We start from the raw sequence: 18,624 nt of genomic DNA, 5'->3' as shown, positions 1-18,624 counted from the left end.
TGCTCTGATTAGTACAAATTCACACACACATTTTTGGTTTCGGTATAGGCTTCAATCACGTCATGGCTCATTTCACGGCCCCAGCCTGACTGTTTATAACCACCGAATGGCGACACGGGATCAACCACGTTATAGCAGTTCACCCACACCGAACCGGCTTCAAGCTGTGCGGCAATGCGATGTGCCTGTGATAAATCCTGCGTCCAGATGCCTGCCGCCAGTCCATAAATAGAATTATTGGCACGCTCGACCAGTTCGTCAGTATCTGACCAGCTCATCACGGTCAGCACAGGGCCAAAAATTTCTTCTTTGGAGATACAGGCTTTCTCTTCACGATCAAGGAAAATGGTCGGTTCAAGGTAGTAACCCTTGTCAAAGCCCTCTGGACGCTTGCCGCCTGTCAACAACTCTGCACCATCCGCCAAGGCCTGCTCGATATAGCGGTTGACTCGGTCATATTGTCGTTCAGACACCAGTGGCCCCATAGTCGATGCCTCATCCAGACCATTGGCAATCTTCATGCCCTGCGCCTGTTTGCATAAGCCATCCAGTACTTCATCCAACACTTTTTCATGTACATACAGACGCGAACCTGCGGTACAGACCTGACCCTGATTGTAGAAAATTGCCTGTGCTGCGCCTGGAATCGCCTTGCTCAAGTCAGCATCTGGTAAAATGATGTTGGGTGACTTGCCGCCCAGTTCCAGCGTGACACGCTTCATATTGGAGGTCGCCTGCTGGGCAATGGCTTTACCCACCATGGTTGAACCTGTAAATGCCACCTTATTGACATTCATGTGTGCACTTAGCGGCTGACCCACATCAATACCCATGCCTGTCACCAGATTCACCACCCCTGCTGGGAAACCCGCTTCCTCAAAAAGCTGCATCAAACGCACTGCAATCAGTGGGGTTTGCTCGGCAGGTTTTAGAATGGCGGTACAACCTACCGCCATGGCAGGTGCAAGTTTCCAGATACACATGGTCAGTGGAAAATTCCACGGCACGATCAAGCCACACACGCCCACAGGATCACGCAAGGTATAGTTCAGGAATGCGCCATTTGGTGCGCCCGAAACAGGCACCTGACGGCCCTCGACCTTGGTGGCAAAGCCTGCAAAGTGACGTAGGATATGCGCTGCCGCACCACACTCATGGCGTGAATACAGTAATGGCTTACCATTATCCAGTGTCAGGATTTGCGCCAGTTCCTCAGTATGCTTCTCAACCAAATCTGCTAACTTAAACAATAATCTGGCACGGGTGGCTGGAATCTCATAACGCCATGTTTTAAATGCCTTGTTGGCAGCGTCCACCGCCAGATCAACATCAGCAGCATCACCTTTTGCCACATGCGCAATCACCTGCTGGGTGGCTGGATTTTCAACCTCAAAGGTCTGCTTGCTCACCGCATCGACCCATTGACCACCAATAAACAATTGTGTTGGTTTGGATAAAAAATTATGTACTTCTGGAAACACCGTATTTAAAGCCATGTTGAATACCTCATAATTCCATTACGATTAGGTGGGGTTGCATTGATTGATTGCTTCGGGTCAATGCCGCTTGTAATTCCTGGTTGGTTCGGGTCACGGTAGACGCAAGCCCATAGGCCTGTGCCAATGCCGTCCAGTCGATTTTAGGTTGATTCAGTTCGGTCAAGGACAGTGCCGTTTCACTAAACTTCTCTACGCCAAAGCGACGAAGCTCATTCTGTAAAATGGCATAACGGTGGTTGGCCACAATTAAAATGGTGATCGGCAGATTTTCACGGGCAATACTCCATAATGTTTGAATGGTGTACTGGGCGCTACCATCCGACTGTAAACAGAACACCCGATTGCCACGTTCAGCCAGTGCTGCACCAAAGCCCGCTGGAATCCCTTGTCCAATGGCACCGCCTGTATTGGTGATGACCCGATGCTTGACCGCATCATTGGAGGCGGTAAAAAATGGATAGCCACAGGTTCCACCCTCAATGGATACAATACAGTCCTCAGTCAAACTGGCAGCCAATACTTTGGCAACCGATGCTGGACTCAGTTCAGCCTGTGCAGGGGGCAACTCGATGGCTTTAGTTGGAACAGTAACAAAGGCGGGTGCATTTAGTTCATCGGCCAGTGCATTCAGTGCCGCAGGCACATCCTCACCTACATTCGCCAAATACAGTAAACGGTCGGGTTCCGCCAAACGGGATGGCAAGCCCTCATAACCAAAATAGCTGATCGGGTCAATCACGCCTGCACACACCACATAATCATACTGTTCCAGTACTTCAATGGCCTTTTCAGGAAAGTACGGCAAACGGTCCAGATCAGGTAAGCCACCACCACGATGGCTAATCCGTGGGAATGTTTCAGCAAACATCTTGACTCGATCCAGATTTGCCAAACGCCCTGCCGCTTTCAAGCCCTCTTCGTTTACGCCAGTATCACCGACAATAAACACCAGAGATTTGCCCTGTTGATACTGTTTTGCCACCGCTTCAACCTGAGTGGCAACAAAATGGCGTTGTGGGGCAGCCACATGGAATTTTTTACCCAAGTCCTGAATCTGTTGAGCCTGAAAATCCATTGGTAAAATTAGGGTGGCAATTTGTCCCTTGGCTTGCCAAGCCGCTTTCATTGCATCCTGCAAATCATCACCGATACTGTTGGCATTGCGGGTCATACGCACCCAGCCTGACACAGTTTTCGCCATGCTTTCAATATCGCTGGCTAACGGTGGATCATAGTTGACATGCCATGAAGCATGGTCACCAATGATGTTAACGATTGGGGTATTGGCACGGCGGGCATTGTGCAGGTTTGCCATACTGTTGGCGAAACCAGGTCCCAGATGGGTCAGGGTCAAGGCAGGTTTTGCCGCCACACGACCATAACCGTCAGCCGCCCCAGAACATACCCCCTCAAAGAGAGACAACACTGGCTTGATTTTTGTTTCTGACTCCATCACCGCAACCATCGGAATTTCTGTGGTTCCTGGATTGGCAAAACAATATTCAAAGCCAAGTTGCGCAGCCGTTTTTACAAAGTATTCCGCACCGATCATCGCTTTCACCAAAAATTAATTCTTCCCTTATTAAGAGATTTATAAAACATAAAATTTATAATTTCAACAATTATTTTCATATTACGGGATTTTTTATATTTTTTAACATTTCAATTGACCAGACTGCATAACTGGTGAAAGATATGAAAAATAATTTGCAGTTTTAATCGAGACAATATGAATAGCAGTCTGGCCAGGATACTGAACGTACTTAACCTGTTTGGCCCTGAACAATTAGAAATTGATGCTGAACTTATCGCGCAAAAATTTGATTTATCAAGAACTTCGTCTTATCGCTATATAAAAGAACTATGTGATGCGGGACTGATTGCCAAGCGTGGGCCAGGCGGTTATGCGCTGGGTCCCCGTGTGATTGAGCTAGACTGGATGATGCGAAAATATGATCCTGTACTCAGTACAGGCCGTCCCTATCTGGAAAATTTAAGCCAGATTACAGGCCTTACGGTTTTTGTCAGCGCGTTTTATGACAGCAAGATCATCAACACCTTTATTCTAAGCCCCAACAATGAAATGCACTTTAGCTTTGGTCGTGGGCGACCTTTACCGCTGTTCAGGGGCGCACAGGCCAAGGTTCTCACCTCTTATAGAAGTATTAAAAAAATCAGGGAGCTTTATGAGACTCAAATTTCTAAAGACCCACAAAACCCTTATTCACTTGAGGAAGTGCTGAAAATTGCCAAGACCATTCGTAAGGATGGCTATTGCGCCACCAATAACGAGTTGAATATTGGCAACATCGGGATTGCAGCGCCAATCTTTTCAGATTTTGATTCAAAGGAAGTGACTTATAGCGTCTGTGTGGTGGGGTCTGATCAACAGTTTAATTTATTGCGTCAGGAAACCATCATTGAGATTTTATTGGAAACCGCAAAAAACCTGACCAAATCCATTGTGTCCTCGCCTAAATCGGTCAATGTACCAATTGAGATCAATGAGGAACAAATTCAACGGGAAGAAGTTGAGCATCTGGAGTAAGTAGCTGACTTCAACATAAAACTCTTGATGAAATATGATACTCGGAAACGTCATCCGCAATTGTTCGAGACAGGACTTTATGAATAAAATGTTGTTTCTGCGACACATTAAACTAGTTGCTAGTAGTGAACGAGTTTTGCGGTGAGCAGCGATAGCTGCGCAAGATGGTTGCCCTTGCGGAGCTTCGCTCCTCATCCCAAAACAAAAGTAGGGCTAGCCTGAACAAACTAAAGCGTTTAAAGCTTTAGTGCAGTGCAAGACGGAGTGGCTTATCCTGAAATTCGATGAGAACTCAGCAAGACTCCGTTAAGGCAATTTTTTTCAATAAGTTAAAACAATATTTAAGTCGAATTCAGGTTTAGCTACGCTGAATCAATACGTCCGCACCTTTTTCCGCAATCGCAACCGTTGGCGCATTGGTATTAGCGCTTGGGATGGATGGAAACACTGAACAGTCAATCACACTGAGCTGATCAATTCCATGTACTTTCAGGTTTAAGTCCACCACAGAATCCTGCGGACTTTGCCCCATTCGGCAAGTTCCTACAGGATGATAGGTGGTTTTGCAATATTCCCGCACAAAGCGTTCCAAGGCCACTACATCATCCCGTTTTACCGTGTGGTCAGGGGCAAAAACCTCGTCAATTTCATTGGACAAAGAGGGTTGCTGTAGTAAGTCCAGACCGAATTGAGTGGCCCGAATCAGCCCCTGTAGATCATCTGGATGTTCCAGCAAGTTGGCCTCGATCCTAACCGCATCATCTGGATTTTTACTACGGAGATAGAGCTGACCTCTCGACTTAGGCCGTAAATGACACATTTTCAGGGTAATGCCATGCGTATAGTTTTTACCCTGACCACTTGGGTCATCAAACACATCCAGAACAGGCAGGAACATGGCCTGTACATCGGGACGGCCCTCATGGTTGCTATCCATAAAAGCTCCACCCTCCAATACACTGGAGGCAACCACACCCTCCCTAAATAGAAGCCACTGCAACCCATGTTTATAGCGTTTCAGCCCCTTGTCTTCACCATACAGTGAAATCGGGCGCTTGATGGTGGCATTGATTGAGGTATGCAGATGGTCGTGGTAATTTTTTCCGACTGGCAGGTCCTGCTTGACCTCAATCCCCAGACTGTCCAGATGCTCTTTCGGCCCAATCCCTGAAAGGAGCAGGATTTTTGCTGAGCCGATTGAACCTGAACTGAGTACCACACCTTTTCTGGCTTTAATGACTGTACTGGTGCCATTGATTCTGCATTCAATTCCAGTGGCCTTGCCCTGTTCAACCAGAACTTTCTCCACCTGTGTATTGAGTTGCACAGTTAATTGTGGATTCTGGCGTACTGAAGCCAGATAAGTTCTTGAAGTGCTGCCACGCTCACCATTTTTGATATTGTGCTGATAAAAACCCACGCCTTGTTGTGACTGTCCATTAAAGTCATTCACATAAGGCAGGCCCAGTTCCTGTCCCGCCTTGATAAAGGCACGTGTTAAAGGATGTTTGAGTCGGGTGTCACTGATCACAAAATGCCCTTGTGTACCGTGATATTCACCAGACAGGCTTTCATTGTTTTCAGATTTTTTAAAATAAGGCAGAATGGACTGAAAATCCCAGCCTGTACAGCCATACATATCGGCCCATTCATCGTAGTCTTCAGCCTGTCCACGGAGATAAATCATGCCGTTGACGGAGCTACTGCCACCCAACACCTTGCCCTGCGCACAGGACATTTCCCGATGATGGGTTCGGGCATCGGGTTCAGTGGTATAGTTCCAGGTGGAGTTGATCACCACGGGAATACCTGCTGGAATCTTGTAATTAAAGTCCTGATCACTGCCGCCTGCTTCGAGCAATAATACTGTTCCCTTATTCTGTTCAATCAGACGTGTGGCGACCACACAGCCAGCCGATCCCGCACCACAGACAATATAATCAAATTCCTTAACTTGCATGAGTTCTCCTTTGGACCTATTACCCGTTTCAGTAATACTTCACTCCCTAAAAAAGTGAGGCAGCCAAACCATCCTACCCACCTCACAAAGAGGAGCCACAGCGTTTAGAAATTCTTGGTCACACTGACATATAGACGGTCATCGTACATATCAAACTGGCTGTCAATATTATTGCCTACCCAGGCCAGTTCAGTGGTTACGCCCTTATAGTCACCACGTACCCCCACCTTGTAGTCGAAGTAATTGTCTTTTTTGCCATCGGGAACCGAACCTAGCTGGAACTCAGCAACGCTGTCCTGTTTGGTATAGCCCGCTGAACCAAACAACCGTACGTTTTCAACCACAGGGAAACTGTATTCTCCACTAAAGTAATACTCGTTACCTGAGCCAAATAGATATTCTGGAGAATAGTAAACTGCCGCACTCAAGTTATCCTGAGCAACCAGTGTGCCCGTGCGCTTATACATCACACCATACTCACCAAAATCAGCAGACTTACCATTTGGACTGAAATCCCCTCCTGAGTAATTCACATCCGCATAAAAGAAGTCCAGGCTGTTCTTTTCATCAATACGCCATGTGTAACCTACGATGGCATCGGCCTCCATACTGCCGCCATTCGGTGTGGTGGCACTTGCCCCCCATAGCATTAAGTAAGCACCTGACTGATGCGCCAGAATCATCCCTCCCTGTACCGATGGCTTATGGCTCGACTTGGAAAAACCACGACTACGGTAATCTGAGGATAGGGTTAAGGTTCCATGTACAGAAAACTGATCCATAAATGCTGCTGGAGCTGATGTTCCTGTATCTGCTTGTACCGCCTGTCCACACCCTAGAGCCAGCATGGCAGCTAAAACTGAATATTTCATATTCTTCTCCTTTTCATCCTTGTTGTTTGCCTCATCAGTCCACCCTGAATGTATGTGAGGCGATGTCATCTTCGGGGTTTTAATCTATGAAAAACAATTTTTTCCATATTATGGGATTTTATATATTTAAATAATCATAAAAACAACACATATTTTTAAATATTTACACATTACGGTATTTTCCAATATTTATGCATTATTGTAATGCAAAAGGGTGCTGTATGATTGTGCAGGCTGCACCAAAATATAGAATTTTTAAATTTTTTATCGAAATATAAGAATTTTTATCTTTTTACTATTGTTTATTTCTCAATAAAGTAATATATATCCCATATTACGGGATTTTTATAAAAATAGATGGAGTTAAAAATGGAACAGAAGCAAACTGGATTTTTCTTTGATGAGTGGTGTTTCTGGCACACCACAGGCCTACATGCAACGGTATTGCCAGTCGGTGGCTGGGTACAGGCCCCATCAAGTGCAGCCCACGCGGAATCACCTGAATCCAAACGCCGCTTTAAAAACTTAATGGATGTGTCTGGCCTGACCAGACAGCTGGATGCCCGTTCGGCCTCTCCCGCCACAGAGGAAGACCTATTACGTGTTCATCCCCAACACTATCTTAGCAAATTTAAAAATCTAAGTGATCAGGGCGGTGGCTTGCTGGATGAACATGCACCGATTGGCCCTGGCAGCTACGAAATTGCCAAAGTTTCGGCAGGGCTTGCCTGTGAGGCGGTTGAAAAGGTATTGCTCGGTGAATTACAGAATGCCTACTCCCTTTCACGTCCACCTGGTCATCACTGCCTGCCCGACAAACCCATGGGTTTCTGTTTCCTTGCCAATATCCCCATTGCCATTGAACGGGCCAAAGCCAAATTTGGCCTAAACAAGGTCGCGGTGATTGACTGGGATGTACACCACGGCAATGGAACGCAACATATCTATTATGAACGGGATGACGTACTGACCATTTCCCTGCATCAGGAACGTTGCTTCCCGCCTGGCTATCACGGCGCTGACGATCTAGGTGAGGGAAAAGGACTAGGCTATAACATCAACATTCCACTGTTGCCAGGCTGTGGTGATGAAGCCTATCTGTATGCCTTTGAAAGCATTGTATTGCCTGCGCTGGAAAAGTTCCAACCCGACATGATCATTGTCGCCTGTGGCTATGACGCCAATGCATTCGATCCACTCGCCCGTCTGTTACTGACCAGTGAAACTTTCCGCCGTCTTGCAGAACTGACCAAACAGGCAGCTGAAAAGCTATGTCAGGGCAAACTGGTTATGGTGCATGAGGGAGGCTATGCCGAATCCTATGTTCCATTCTGTGGCTTGGCGGTGGTTGAGGCGCTGAGTGGTATCAGAACCAGCGTTGAAGATCCATGTATTGACCTGCTCAAATTACAGCAACCCAGCGCCCCCTTTAACCAGTTCCAGAAACAGCTGATTGATCAGCTCGCACAAAAAATAAATTCAACCCCATAACTCAACGCTTCATTGCAAGGAAGCAAACGGCTTCAAGGAGTATGTCATGTTAGATCGGATGTGTTATGTCTGGGTGGTTCCAGACAGGCAACCCCAATATCGTGCTGAACGGCTGTATTTTTTACCTATTTTTCATTTCACCCGATTCAAGGCTGAATGGCGTAGCAAAAAGACCAAAAACTTGGGAGAAAAATTATGAATACTCAGGCTTTTTTTGATTCCAAGGGACATATTTTTGCATTGTGCCTGTTTGCCGCCATTGGCCCACTGGTGATGATGACCACGCCTGTACTGGCCTATCAACTTGCAACTGAATGGCAGTTTGCGCCATCACAGGTCGGCACGTTCTTCTTCTATGAACAGATCTTTATGGGGGTTGCCGCTTTACCTGCGATTTACTGGGCAAAACGCTATTCACCGCAAAAAGTCATGAAAGTGTTTATTTTGCTATTTATTCTGGGAAATTTCCTGTCTCTGTTTGCCAATAGCCTGACCACGCTGGTGCTGGCCCGTTCATCCGCCGCCTTTGCGGCAGGCAGCATCATGATTGTCACCATGGCTTCATGCAGTATGACCTCCAAACCTGCACGAACCTTTGCCCTGTGGCTGCTTGGACAAACCATTTTTGGTGCCCTCGCCATTCTGGTGCTGCCACACCTGTTCGCCCAGTTTGGTTTAAAGGCATTCTTTGTACTGTTGATTATCCTGATGCTGATCGCAACACCTTTTTATAAACAGTTCAGCAATGAAGTTCCGCAGGCACCCCAGCAAACCGAACAGCATGCCAACCATCCATCCAGCCTTTCCATCATCTGGAGCATTATTGGGGTTGCATCGGTGCTGTCATTCTTTATGTCGATCAGCAGCATCTGGACATTTCTAACCAGTATTGGCCTGAACTCCAACATTCCAGAAGCCTCCATTAATGGCTATTTATCCTTTGCCACCTTATTTGGAATTTTGGGCTGTTTTGTTGCCACCTTTATTGGGCATCGGGTCAGCCGTATTGTGGTGGTGATTATTGGCTTTATCCTGTTCTTTATTTCCCTGCTCCTCATGCTCGGCACCATTGCAGCATCGACCTTTATGACCTCAATTGTGGTGTTCAAGTTTGCATGGATGTTTACATTCCCATTTATCCTTGCCAGCCTCGCCATGATGGATCATACAGGCAGCATTATGAAATATGTCAGCTTGATGATTGCGATTGGTATGGGCGTTGGCCCTGGCATCTCAGGCCAGATTATTGAACAAACCGCAAGCTAACACCCTAATCATGTATGCCATGGCGATGTTTGTCATCTCCTTGGTTCTGGTGACCCTATTGAATGGCAAGTTCCGTAAACATCAAAACAGTGGGCAGGCAAACTCCTTAGCACATTGAACCGATCAATCCACAACATAAAGCCAGTCAACTGACTGGCTTTGGTGTTTTTAAATTAACCCTTTTTCAATAAAGTTTCTAAAAATAATTCTTTCTCTTTTTATTGTTATCTCATTCCAAGACCAAACAAAAAATACGACCTATTTACACTGCGCCAATGTTTGTGACGGCGTTTCACCAAACAACTTTTTATAGTCTGTGGCAAATTGCGATAAATGCCAGAATCCCCATTCACTCGCCACCTCACTGACCGACACCGATTCAGCATTCTGGATAAAGGTGCGCCTTACCCCATTCAGACGTAAATGTTTCAGGAACTGTGCAGGACTCTGCCCTGTGATCAGTTCAAAACAGTTCTGCAAGGTACGACGGGAGGTATAGGTCAGTTGGCACAACTCATCCATTGTGGGTGGGTTATCATGGCAGGACTGCATGGCATCGAGTGCACGCTGCACCACAATCTTGGCCTTACGTGCAGAGGTCCGAATCTCGTTGCGTTGCTGTTGCAAGGCCTGAACATACTGAAAGCCCAGATCCAGAATCTCGGATTTTGCCTGTTGCATACTGGCCAGGTTTGTAGTGTGAAGTCTGGAGAGCTGATTTAATAAAACCGAAAGTTTGCAATAAATTTCCTGTGCCAAGGGTTGATGGGTCAACATGCTTGCACCCTGTGGAATCTCTCCTGCCTCAGCCAGTAAAGACATGGGCAGACTCAGCGACAAAAAAGATGACTGCGGTGGTGTCCGCATCATGATTTCACCGCCCTGACAAAGTGAAATAATTTCTGACCCCTGTAATGCCTGCCCCATCCACAGGGCTGGGTCGGATAGGTTGGAAAACACACCTAGACACAGTGAGTCGGCTTTGCCTTCGCCACTCTGGAAAATCGAGGGACTGATTTTTTCTTCATAGATTTGAATGTCATCCAGCCAGAGTTCATTTAAGTGACTTTCAAAATGACCCGAGGAAAGCTGGTTATAGGATAGCGACCAGTCCTTTAAAATCTGGGTATGCTGCAACGACTCCCGAATTTGAAAGGCATGTAGCAAACCTGAATTTACATCTGGTTCAACGACTAACATCCGTGCCTCGCTTTGACCTAAAAATGTATAAATATCTTATAGTTAGATTTAAATAAAAAACCCAGTCCTGTTTTTATTGTAAAACGAATCACCTAATTGGCAAGTCTTTAAATGTAATTATTTCAAATGTATATCCAAGCATATTTCGCCTAAAAATATTGAATATTTATGGTCAACTGATATGAGAAAAAACTCAAATTTAGCTCTGGTAACGGTAGATATCCAGTCCTTCGCTACGAATCTGTGTCGGCTTTTGGGAAATGATGTCACTCAACAAACGCGCAGAACCACATGCCATGGTCCAGCCCAGGGTGCCATGACCTGAGTTGATAAACAGGTTGCTATAAGGCGTTTTACCCACAATTGGCGTGCCATCGGGAGTTGCAGGCCTCAAGCCCGTCCAGAAATTGCTTGGCTCCATCGAACTCGCCAAGGGAAAAAGTTGCTGTAACACCATTTTCAGCGTGTTTTCACGCTCAGTATGCAGTGATAAATCAAAACCGCTAATTTCCGCCATGCCCCCCACCCGAATACGGTCATCAAAACGGGTCAGTGCGATTTTATAGCTTTCATCCAGAATGGTAGACACAGGAGACATTTCCGCATTTTTAATGGCGGTGGTGATGGAATAACCTTTGAGTGGATAAATTGGTGCAAATAAACCCAGTTGTTTCAACATATCACGGCTATAACTCCCCAATGCCATCACATAGGCATCTGCGGTGAGCTGTGAACCATCTTCCAGTATCACCTTGCTTATTTTTTGTTGATCTGACTGAATCGACTGGATACGACTATTCAAGCGGAACTGTACCCCTAGCTCTCTGGCATACTGCGCAATTTTCTGGGTAAATTTTTGGCAATCGCCTGTCTGGTCATTGGGCAGGCGCAATCCGCCCACAAAATCAACCTGTGCATGCGCCAAGGCAGGCTCAACCTCAATCACACCCTGCTTGTCCAGCAGTTGATAAGGAACACCCTCTTCTTTCAGCACCTCGGTATCTTTCACTGCATTGTCCAGCTGTTCCTGTTTCCTGAATAGTTGCAAAGTCCCCAACTGACGCTCATCAAAATGGATGCCTGTTTCATATCTTAGTTCATCCAGACAATCACGGCTATATTCAGACAAACGTACCATGCGTTCCTTATTGATCTTATATCGGTTTTTCGTGCATTCACCCAGCATTTGCAGCATCCAGCGATACTGAAAGATGTCACCTGTCAGTTTGAGCCGCAAAGGTGCATGATGCTGAAACAGCCATTTAAAGGCTTTTAATGGAATGCCAGGCGCAGCCCAAGGTGAAGCATAGCCTGGGGAAATCTGGCCTGCATTGGCAAAACTGGTTTCAAGGGCAACATCAGGCTGACGGTCAACCACAATCACTTCATGTCCTGCCTTAGCAAGGTAATAGGCAGTGGTTGTGCCAATCACCCCTGCGCCCAAAACAAGAATATGCATATTACACCTTTAAAAAACTATATTTTTCAGTGATATAAATCAAGATAAACAGGACTGGGTGCTGATAAAGCCAACACCCAGTCCTTATTTGGATCAGTGAAGCTCTGGTTTTATCGGTCAACCTGTTCAAACGCGGTCTGTAGCGCATTGACCAAGAGATCACAACCCGCCTGATCAAGCACCAAAGGTGGGGCAAGCACAATTTTCGGCCCGACTGGACGCACTACGGCACCTGCATCACGACACGCCTCAGTAATACGCCAAGCTAAATTGTTGTCAGGTGCGATGGATTCACGGGTGTTTTTGTCTGAAACCAGATCAATCGCCAGCATTAAGCCCTTGCCACGTACATTGCCCACAGATGGGAATTTATCTTCAAAGGTTTTGAGCTGGGTCAACAGGCTATCACCCATTTTGGCGGCATTGGCAGGCAGGTCTTCTTTTTCCACAATATCCAGAACCGCCAGCCCTGCCGCACAACCCAATGGATGTCCACCATAAGTATAACCCTGCATCAAAATGCCACGATGGTCCTTGTTCTGCAAAAAGGCCTGCTCAATTCGGTGATTGATCAAGGTTGCCGACAGTGGCACATAGCCTGCGGTTAGAGCCTTGGCAAATACCATGATGTCAGGTTTTACCCCCCAGCCGCGTGAGCCGAACATATTGCCGCTACGGCCAAAGCCTGTCACCACTTCATCGGCGATCAGTAGGATTCCATATTTGTCACAAATCTGGCGAACCAAAGGCCAGAAATTGGCTGGAGGCACAATCACCCCACCTGCGCCTTGCACAGGTTCAGCAATGAATGCGGCCACACTGTCTGGGCCATAATAGAGAATGTCACGTTCCAGTTGCTCGGCCACCATACGTCCCAGTTGTTCTGGATCATCACAGTTCCATGGGTTGCGATACAGCCATGGAGACTCAATTTGTGAACAGCCCTCCAGCACAGGGCCATAATTCATGCGGTAAATCGACAGGCCACCCACGGATGTGCCCCCGAAATGCACCCCATGATAGGCATTTTTCAGGGAGATAAAACGGGTACGCTGTGGCTGTCCCTGTAAAATCCAGTATTGACGCGCAACTTTTAGGGCGGTTTCCACCCCATCTGAGCCGCCTGTACCATATAGCACCCGCGCCATATCCTCCTGAGCGGTCATTTCAATCAGTTTATTGGACAAGGCCTCGGCTTTCGGATGGCTCACCCCATCAAACAGTTGGTAATAGGCCAACTCATCCATTTGCTGGCTAATCGCCTGTTTAACTTCTGAACGATTATGGCCGACATTGACACACCATAATCCAGCAAAGCCATCCAGCATTTTGCGGCCTTTATCATCCCAGACAAACAGGCCATCACCCTTGACGATTCGCAATGGTGCCTTGTTCACCCAGTTGTTTGGATGGGTCATGGGATGCCAGAACTGGTAATCATTTTTTTGAACCACTGAACTATTCATAAGTTAAACTCCTTGTCGATTCTGACATTAAGAATGAGTGACAATGTCTGCGACATTTGCATATTTTTGAGGATTGATATGTTTCAGTACACGTGCCGTGATCATGCCAATGAGCATGCAGGCAAGCAGTAACCATGGTAAAAACAGCACCACTGGAGAGGAAGAACCACTCAGCATTTCCAGATTTCCAATCACCACATACAGCATCAGCAACATACCCAGTGCGGAAATGATCGGGGCGATCAAACGGCTCCAGATCGACACTGGCAGGTCTTTATGCTGTTGAAAATACTTGATGACAGCGAATGAAACACCGATCTGCAACACCAGAATGGCCATACTGCCCAGCACCGATGCCCATGCGAAAATATTGATCATTGGATCAAGCTGAAGTAATCCAAAGACAACCAGTGCGGCAATCATAAAGATGCCCTGCGCAATGCTGGCGATATACGGTGTTTTATAGGTGGCATGGGTTTTTGCCAGTTTTGACCACAGCAAACCATCACGGCTAATGGTAAATAGATAACGGGATAATGAGTTGTGAAAGGCCTGGGTTGCTGCAAACAGGCTGGTGATCAACAAGACTGAGATTAAGTCAACCGCCCAACCACCCAGCAATTGTTCCGCAACGTTGTAGACATAAACGCCTGGGTCTTTAGCCGCCTCTGCAACAATATTATTGGCACCCGTATACTGTACAAACACCCATGCGGTCAGTGCGTAGAACACAGTAATAAGGATAACCGCGGTAAAGGTTGCCTTGGCGACGATTTTTTTAGGTTCCCGACATTCCTCCGCATAAATTGCGGTTGCCTCAAAACCAATGAAAGAGCAGATTGCAAACACCATGGCGATGCCAAAATTACCATTGAGAACAGTGCTTGGCTGAAAAGAACTAAACTCCCATGAGACTGGTCGGGTCATAAACACTAGATCAATCAACAGGACAATGGCGATTTCAAGCAACATTAGTATGCCAAGCACCTTGCCACCAATCTCTACCTTGGCAATGCCCAGTGCAATCACCAGCAACTGCATCAAGGCGGCATATCCCCACCACGGCAAACTGATCCCAAGATGTCGGGTGACAAACTGCTCCGTAAAGAAACCGAACATGGCACTGCATGACAACTGCATTGCGGCGTAGGCAAGCAGTGCGACATTAAAGCCCGCCAGTCCACAGGTCACGCCCAATCCCTGTACGATATAGGAATAGAATGCGCCTGCATTGACCACATAGCGGCTCATTGCCACCAGACCAAAACTAAAGATAAGCAGCAATGCGCCTGCAACAATGAATGTCCCTGCCACCCCTGCACCATTGCCCGCCATAAAGGCCACAGGCAAGGCACCGACAACGCCAGTTAAGGGCGAGGCGGCGGCAACAACAAAAAACACCACGTACCACAGCCCTAGACTTCCTTTCTGGAGTTTATTTTCTTCTGCCATACTGATCTCCTTCCTTGATCATTTTTGAGTCTATAAAGGAAGAACGGACAGGCGTTATCAAAATATGGCAATTTTTATGATGGGCAGAAAACTCTGATAGCTTCGATACGAACTTTTCTCATGTTGAATAAAAGCTGAATGCATATTTTGGCGCAAAATATCAAGTGACATGGCGGTTCTCGTCAAGCTAACCACTCCGTTTTTCCTGAAGATAGGGTTATAAGCCACCTATCTAGAGAAAACCGTCATGAACAAAAAATTAAACCACCTGGCACAACCCACCGATGTTCAGTTTTATTCAGCTGGAATGAGATGTAGTGCCTATTTATATCGTCCAGACCATCAGGCCCCTAGTCCAATCATCATTATGGCGCATGGGCTGGGTGGCACCAGAAAAATGCGTCTGACTGCATTTGCCGAACGCTTTACTGCCGAGGGCTATGCCTGTCTGGTTTTTGATTATCGCCACTTTGGGGGCAGTGAGGGACAGCCAAGACAGTTGCTGGACATTGAACGCCAGCTTGAGGACTGGAAAGCGGCGATTAACTATGCACGTAGTCTGCCGAATATAGACCATTCAAAAATTATTCTTTGGGGAACATCCTTTTCTGGTGGGCATGTGTTGTCAACTGCCGCACAGGATTCAGGCATTCGTGCGGTGATTTCCCAGTGCCCATTCACGGATGGCCTGGCTTCAAGCCTGGCGATGAACCCCGTTACCTCTGCCAATCTCACCGCCTTGGCTGTACGTGACCGCATCGGGGCAGCATTCGGGAACGCACCGATTATGGTTCCTTTATCCGCCGCTCCAGGTGAAACCGCCCTGATGAATGCAGTTGATGTTGTTTCAGGATTATCGGAAATCACCAAAAATGACCCTGACTACAAGAACTATGTTGCGGCACGTTTTGCACTCGACATTATCCGCTACTATCCAGGCCGTCAAACCACAAAAATAAAGGCTCCTGTACTGTTCTGTGTATGTGAAACCGATACGGTTGCCCCTGCAAAAATGACCTTACGTCATGCAAAAAGAACACCACACAAGGAGATCAAGCTTTACTCATACGGCCATTTCGAAATCTATGTAGGCGATGCCTTTGAGCATGTGGTCAAAGACCAGATTGATTTTCTAAAACGTACCGTGGCAGTGTGATGGAGTAAAAAACATGCGTAAATATCAATTAAAAGACAAGGTTGTGGTGATTACAGGTTCAACAGGTGGTCTTGGACAGGCAACCGCACGGGCTTTAAGGGAGAAAGGCGCAAAACTGGCACTGCTTGATTTGGACCTGAACAGCGTGGAGCGACAGGCAAATGAACTGGGTGGCAGTCAGGTAGCGGCTGGCTATTTCCTCTCTGGCCGCTTTTGTCCACTCCCCTTTAAATACGCACTATACCTCAAGCAAGGCGGGTGTTTGGGCCTTGTGTGACAGCCTGCGTCTGGAACTCAGGCACCTGAATATTGGGGTTGGCAGTTTTCATCCCACCTTTTTCCAGACCCCGATGATGGATGCCGTACAATCTAACCCAGCGGGCAAGGCGGTATGGAATGGCAATACAGGTATATGGAAATATGTGCCCATTGAAACTGTGGTTGCGGAGCTGGTTGAGGGTAAAGCGCAAGGATATTGTGATTGTGCCCAAAAGTAATAGGCTGGTTGCCAGTGCACCAGGACTCGTCCGCAGCCTGATTGAGTTTATAGGCTTCGATCAGAAACGGCTTAAGAAAACCATGCAACTGGCGGAAAAAGCTGATTAGAATGAGAGCGATGGAGGGACTTCAATCCTGAATTTATCACGTTCCTGTTGTAGTGTTTTACCCGACCATTCCCTGTAGGCTCGGGTAAAGGCACTATGTTCTGAAAAGTATCAACTGAATTATTTAAAATCGTCAAAGCACACCTAAGTATTGATCTCAGAGTATCCTCTCAACGCCGTTGCATTGGGCTTTCATAGGTTGTCTGCCCCACAGGTGACACACGCCAGATCATGCCACCCACATCATCCGCCACCAAAACTGCACCTGAAAAATCAATTGCCACTCCTACAGGCCGTCCCAAAGCCTGTCCCTTGTCACTGAGGAAACCAGTCAGCACATCCTGTGGTTTACCATAAGGCTGACCATTTCTAAACGGTACAAAAACCACCTTATAGCCACTATGCGGTTTACGATTCCATGAACCATGCTGGCCGATCAATGCACCCCCACGATACTGCGGCATAAGTTCAGCCGCATAGAAAGCCAGGCCCAGTGAGGCGGTATGGTTACCCAGTGCATAGTCTGGCTTAAGCGCACGTGCAACCATCGCGGGGTCTTGTGGTTTTACCCTTGTATCCACATGCTGTCCGTAATAGCTATACGGCCAGCCATAAAAGCCACCCTCCCTGACGGAAGTCATGTAGTCAGGCACCAAGTCGCTCCCCAGCTCATCACGTTCATTGACCACGGTCCAGAGTTTACCGCTCTGGGGTTGCCAAGCCATGCCATTTGGATTGCGTAAACCTGTGGCGAATGGCCGTGCCTGCGCACTGGCAATGTCAAACTCCAGAATCAGCGCCCGTCCCACTTCCTTGTCCAGTCCATTTTCAGCCGCATTACTGTTCGACCCCACCGTAATATACAGTTTGCTTCCCTCTGGATTGGCAATCACATTCTTGGTCCAATGGTGATTCAGCTTGCCAGCAGGTAAATCCAAGACCTTGGTGCCTTTTGATGTAATTTGAGTGGCACCCTCTTGATAAGGGAAACGCAGCAAGGCATCAGTATTGGCCACATAAAGCATATTGCCAACCAAAGCCATCCCAAATGGTGAATTTAGATTCTGTAAAAATACGGTGTTCTGGTCGACCACGCCATCACCATTTGTATCACGCAGCAAGCGGATACGGTTGGCACTCGGAAATGAGGAACCTGCTCGCCGCATCACCATTTTCATGATTTTTCCGCGAATGCCCTTGCTATCATCAGGTTTTGGAGGGGCATCCGTTTCAGCAACCAGCACGTCACCATTCGGCAATACATATAGCCAGCGTGGATGCTCAAGCCCCTGTGCAAATGCCTGAACCTTTAAACCCTCCGCTGGAATTGGCATTTTCCCTTTGGGCCAGCCCTTTGCGGGTGCAATATTAACCGTAGGCAATAAAGCTGACTGCGGTTCAGGCAGCACAGGTTGTGGACCATAGCTCTCTGCAATTGGATATTTGGAGGATGCGGTACAGCCTGAAAGAAGCACAAACATACTAAGGCCTGTAATAGACAAGATAAATTGGGTAGCCATCTTCATATCTCCATTTTTATTTTTGTTGCTACAGAAAGCATAAGGCGAAGCATCGTTGAGATATAGCCGATTTGCTTAACAGATTGTCTCTCTTGTAAATCAAACGTACCAATGTGTAGGGTGATGCTGG

At 47.1% G+C, this 18,624-nt stretch carries 14 protein-coding genes and 1 pseudogene; 6 read left to right on the top strand and 9 right to left on the bottom strand.

Features of this window, described 5'->3' with window-relative positions; genetic code table 11:
- Window positions 1-8: 8 nt before the first annotated feature.
- Both QLH32_RS15760 and QLH32_RS15755 read right to left on the bottom strand, forming a co-directional pair.
- Window positions 9-1,496: an aldehyde dehydrogenase family protein gene (locus QLH32_RS15760; RefSeq protein WP_283266990.1), complete on the bottom strand. Its 1,488-nt coding sequence runs from the start codon at window positions 1,494-1,496 to the stop codon at window positions 9-11.
- Window positions 1,497-1,506: 10 nt separating this feature from the next.
- Window positions 1,507-3,051 carry an acetolactate synthase large subunit gene (locus QLH32_RS15755; protein ID WP_283266988.1) on the bottom strand — a complete coding sequence of 515 codons (1,545 nt, stop codon included), beginning with the start codon at window positions 3,049-3,051 and terminating at the stop codon, window positions 1,507-1,509.
- Window positions 3,052-3,228: 177 nt separating this feature from the next.
- Between QLH32_RS15755 and QLH32_RS15750 the strand changes: the two genes are divergently transcribed.
- A complete protein-coding gene (locus QLH32_RS15750) occupies window positions 3,229-4,047 on the top strand; it encodes an IclR family transcriptional regulator (protein ID WP_283266986.1) in 819 nt (272 codons plus the stop codon).
- A 358-nt stretch (window positions 4,048-4,405) separates the two neighbouring features.
- Here QLH32_RS15750 and QLH32_RS15745 read toward each other — a convergent pair whose 3' ends face one another.
- Window positions 4,406-6,007: a GMC family oxidoreductase gene (locus QLH32_RS15745; protein WP_283266985.1), complete on the bottom strand. Its 1,602-nt coding sequence runs from the start codon at window positions 6,005-6,007 to the stop codon at window positions 4,406-4,408.
- A 104-nt stretch (window positions 6,008-6,111) separates the two neighbouring features.
- A complete protein-coding gene (locus QLH32_RS15740; RefSeq protein WP_283266984.1) occupies window positions 6,112-6,879 on the bottom strand; it encodes a TorF family putative porin in 768 nt (255 codons plus the stop codon).
- A gap of 369 nt (window positions 6,880-7,248) precedes the next feature.
- Between QLH32_RS15740 and QLH32_RS15735 the strand changes: the two genes are divergently transcribed.
- From QLH32_RS15735 to QLH32_RS15725, 3 genes are read left to right on the top strand one after another with little or no spacing between them, the layout of a single operon-like run.
- A complete protein-coding gene (locus QLH32_RS15735; RefSeq protein WP_283266983.1) occupies window positions 7,249-8,370 on the top strand; it encodes a class II histone deacetylase in 1,122 nt (373 codons plus the stop codon).
- A gap of 46 nt (window positions 8,371-8,416) precedes the next feature.
- The gene (locus QLH32_RS15730) at window positions 8,417-8,569 is read left to right on the top strand and encodes a hypothetical protein (RefSeq protein WP_267980275.1); all 153 of its coding nucleotides are present in this window, start codon (window positions 8,417-8,419) and stop codon (window positions 8,567-8,569) included.
- Complete coding sequence (locus tag QLH32_RS15725) at window positions 8,566-9,636, top strand: MFS transporter (RefSeq protein ID WP_283266982.1); 1,071 nt, start codon at window positions 8,566-8,568, stop codon at window positions 9,634-9,636. The genes QLH32_RS15730 and QLH32_RS15725 overlap by 4 nt, the downstream gene beginning before the upstream one ends.
- Window positions 9,637-9,894: 258 nt before the next feature.
- On the opposite strand, the gene QLH32_RS15720 is transcribed toward QLH32_RS15725, so the two are convergent.
- From QLH32_RS15720 to QLH32_RS15705, 4 genes are all read right to left on the bottom strand, one after another.
- Window positions 9,895-10,836 (bottom strand): helix-turn-helix domain-containing protein, encoded by a 942-nt coding sequence (locus QLH32_RS15720; RefSeq protein WP_279959610.1) that lies wholly within the window; start codon window positions 10,834-10,836, stop codon window positions 9,895-9,897.
- A gap of 199 nt (window positions 10,837-11,035) precedes the next feature.
- Complete coding sequence (locus tag QLH32_RS15715) at window positions 11,036-12,295, bottom strand: D-amino acid dehydrogenase (protein WP_283266980.1); 1,260 nt, start codon at window positions 12,293-12,295, stop codon at window positions 11,036-11,038.
- A gap of 110 nt (window positions 12,296-12,405) precedes the next feature.
- Window positions 12,406-13,761 (bottom strand): aminotransferase class III-fold pyridoxal phosphate-dependent enzyme, encoded by a 1,356-nt coding sequence (locus QLH32_RS15710; RefSeq protein ID WP_283266979.1) that lies wholly within the window; start codon window positions 13,759-13,761, stop codon window positions 12,406-12,408.
- Window positions 13,762-13,788: 27 nt separating this feature from the next.
- Entirely contained in the window at window positions 13,789-15,213 is a 1,425-nt protein-coding gene (locus QLH32_RS15705) for an APC family permease (protein ID WP_283266978.1), read from the bottom strand.
- A gap of 247 nt (window positions 15,214-15,460) precedes the next feature.
- On the opposite strand from QLH32_RS15705, the gene QLH32_RS15700 reads away from it, so the two are divergent.
- Both QLH32_RS15700 and QLH32_RS15695 read left to right on the top strand, forming a co-directional pair.
- On the top strand, window positions 15,461-16,369 hold the full coding sequence (locus QLH32_RS15700) for an alpha/beta hydrolase (protein WP_283266977.1): 909 nt from the start codon (window positions 15,461-15,463) through the stop codon (window positions 16,367-16,369).
- Between the two features lie 13 nt (window positions 16,370-16,382).
- Window positions 16,383-16,975 (top strand): annotated as a pseudogene (locus QLH32_RS15695) (SDR family NAD(P)-dependent oxidoreductase).
- Window positions 16,976-17,144: 169 nt separating this feature from the next.
- Here the strand turns inward: QLH32_RS15695 and QLH32_RS15690 are convergent.
- The gene (locus tag QLH32_RS15690) at window positions 17,145-18,494 is read right to left on the bottom strand and encodes a PQQ-dependent sugar dehydrogenase (RefSeq protein ID WP_283266976.1); all 1,350 of its coding nucleotides are present in this window, start codon (window positions 18,492-18,494) and stop codon (window positions 17,145-17,147) included.
- Between the last annotated feature and the right edge of the window lie 130 nt (window positions 18,495-18,624).

Origin of the sequence: Acinetobacter corruptisaponis (genome assembly GCF_030053775.1) — a bacterium.
GTDB classification, from domain to species: Bacteria; Pseudomonadota; Gammaproteobacteria; order Pseudomonadales; family Moraxellaceae; genus Acinetobacter; species Acinetobacter corruptisaponis.
This window is presented reverse-complemented; position numbering and strand designations above follow the sequence as displayed.

Bases quoted from the DNA above. Each gene is read 5' to 3' on its own strand.
- QLH32_RS15690 (WP_283266976.1), bottom strand. From the start codon at position 18,494: ATGGCTACCCAATTTATCTTGTCTATTACAGGCCTTAGTATGTTTGTG.
- QLH32_RS15720 (WP_279959610.1), bottom strand. From the start codon at position 10,836: ATGTTAGTCGTTGAACCAGATGTAAATTCAGGTTTGCTACATGCCTTT.
- QLH32_RS15755 (WP_283266988.1), bottom strand. From the start codon at position 3,051: ATGATCGGTGCGGAATACTTTGTAAAAACGGCTGCGCAACTTGGCTTT.
- QLH32_RS15730 (WP_267980275.1), top strand. From the start codon at position 8,417: ATGTTAGATCGGATGTGTTATGTCTGGGTGGTTCCAGACAGGCAACCC.
- QLH32_RS15760 (WP_283266990.1), bottom strand. From the start codon at position 1,496: ATGGCTTTAAATACGGTGTTTCCAGAAGTACATAATTTTTTATCCAAA.
- QLH32_RS15750 (WP_283266986.1), top strand. From the start codon at position 3,229: ATGAATAGCAGTCTGGCCAGGATACTGAACGTACTTAACCTGTTTGGC.
- QLH32_RS15715 (WP_283266980.1), bottom strand. From the start codon at position 12,295: ATGCATATTCTTGTTTTGGGCGCAGGGGTGATTGGCACAACCACTGCC.
- QLH32_RS15745 (WP_283266985.1), bottom strand. From the start codon at position 6,007: ATGCAAGTTAAGGAATTTGATTATATTGTCTGTGGTGCGGGATCGGCT.
- QLH32_RS15700 (WP_283266977.1), top strand. From the start codon at position 15,461: ATGAACAAAAAATTAAACCACCTGGCACAACCCACCGATGTTCAGTTT.
- QLH32_RS15735 (WP_283266983.1), top strand. From the start codon at position 7,249: ATGGAACAGAAGCAAACTGGATTTTTCTTTGATGAGTGGTGTTTCTGG.
- QLH32_RS15710 (WP_283266979.1), bottom strand. From the start codon at position 13,761: ATGAATAGTTCAGTGGTTCAAAAAAATGATTACCAGTTCTGGCATCCC.
- QLH32_RS15740 (WP_283266984.1), bottom strand. From the start codon at position 6,879: ATGAAATATTCAGTTTTAGCTGCCATGCTGGCTCTAGGGTGTGGACAG.
- QLH32_RS15705 (WP_283266978.1), bottom strand. From the start codon at position 15,213: ATGGCAGAAGAAAATAAACTCCAGAAAGGAAGTCTAGGGCTGTGGTAC.
- QLH32_RS15725 (WP_283266982.1), top strand. From the start codon at position 8,566: ATGAATACTCAGGCTTTTTTTGATTCCAAGGGACATATTTTTGCATTG.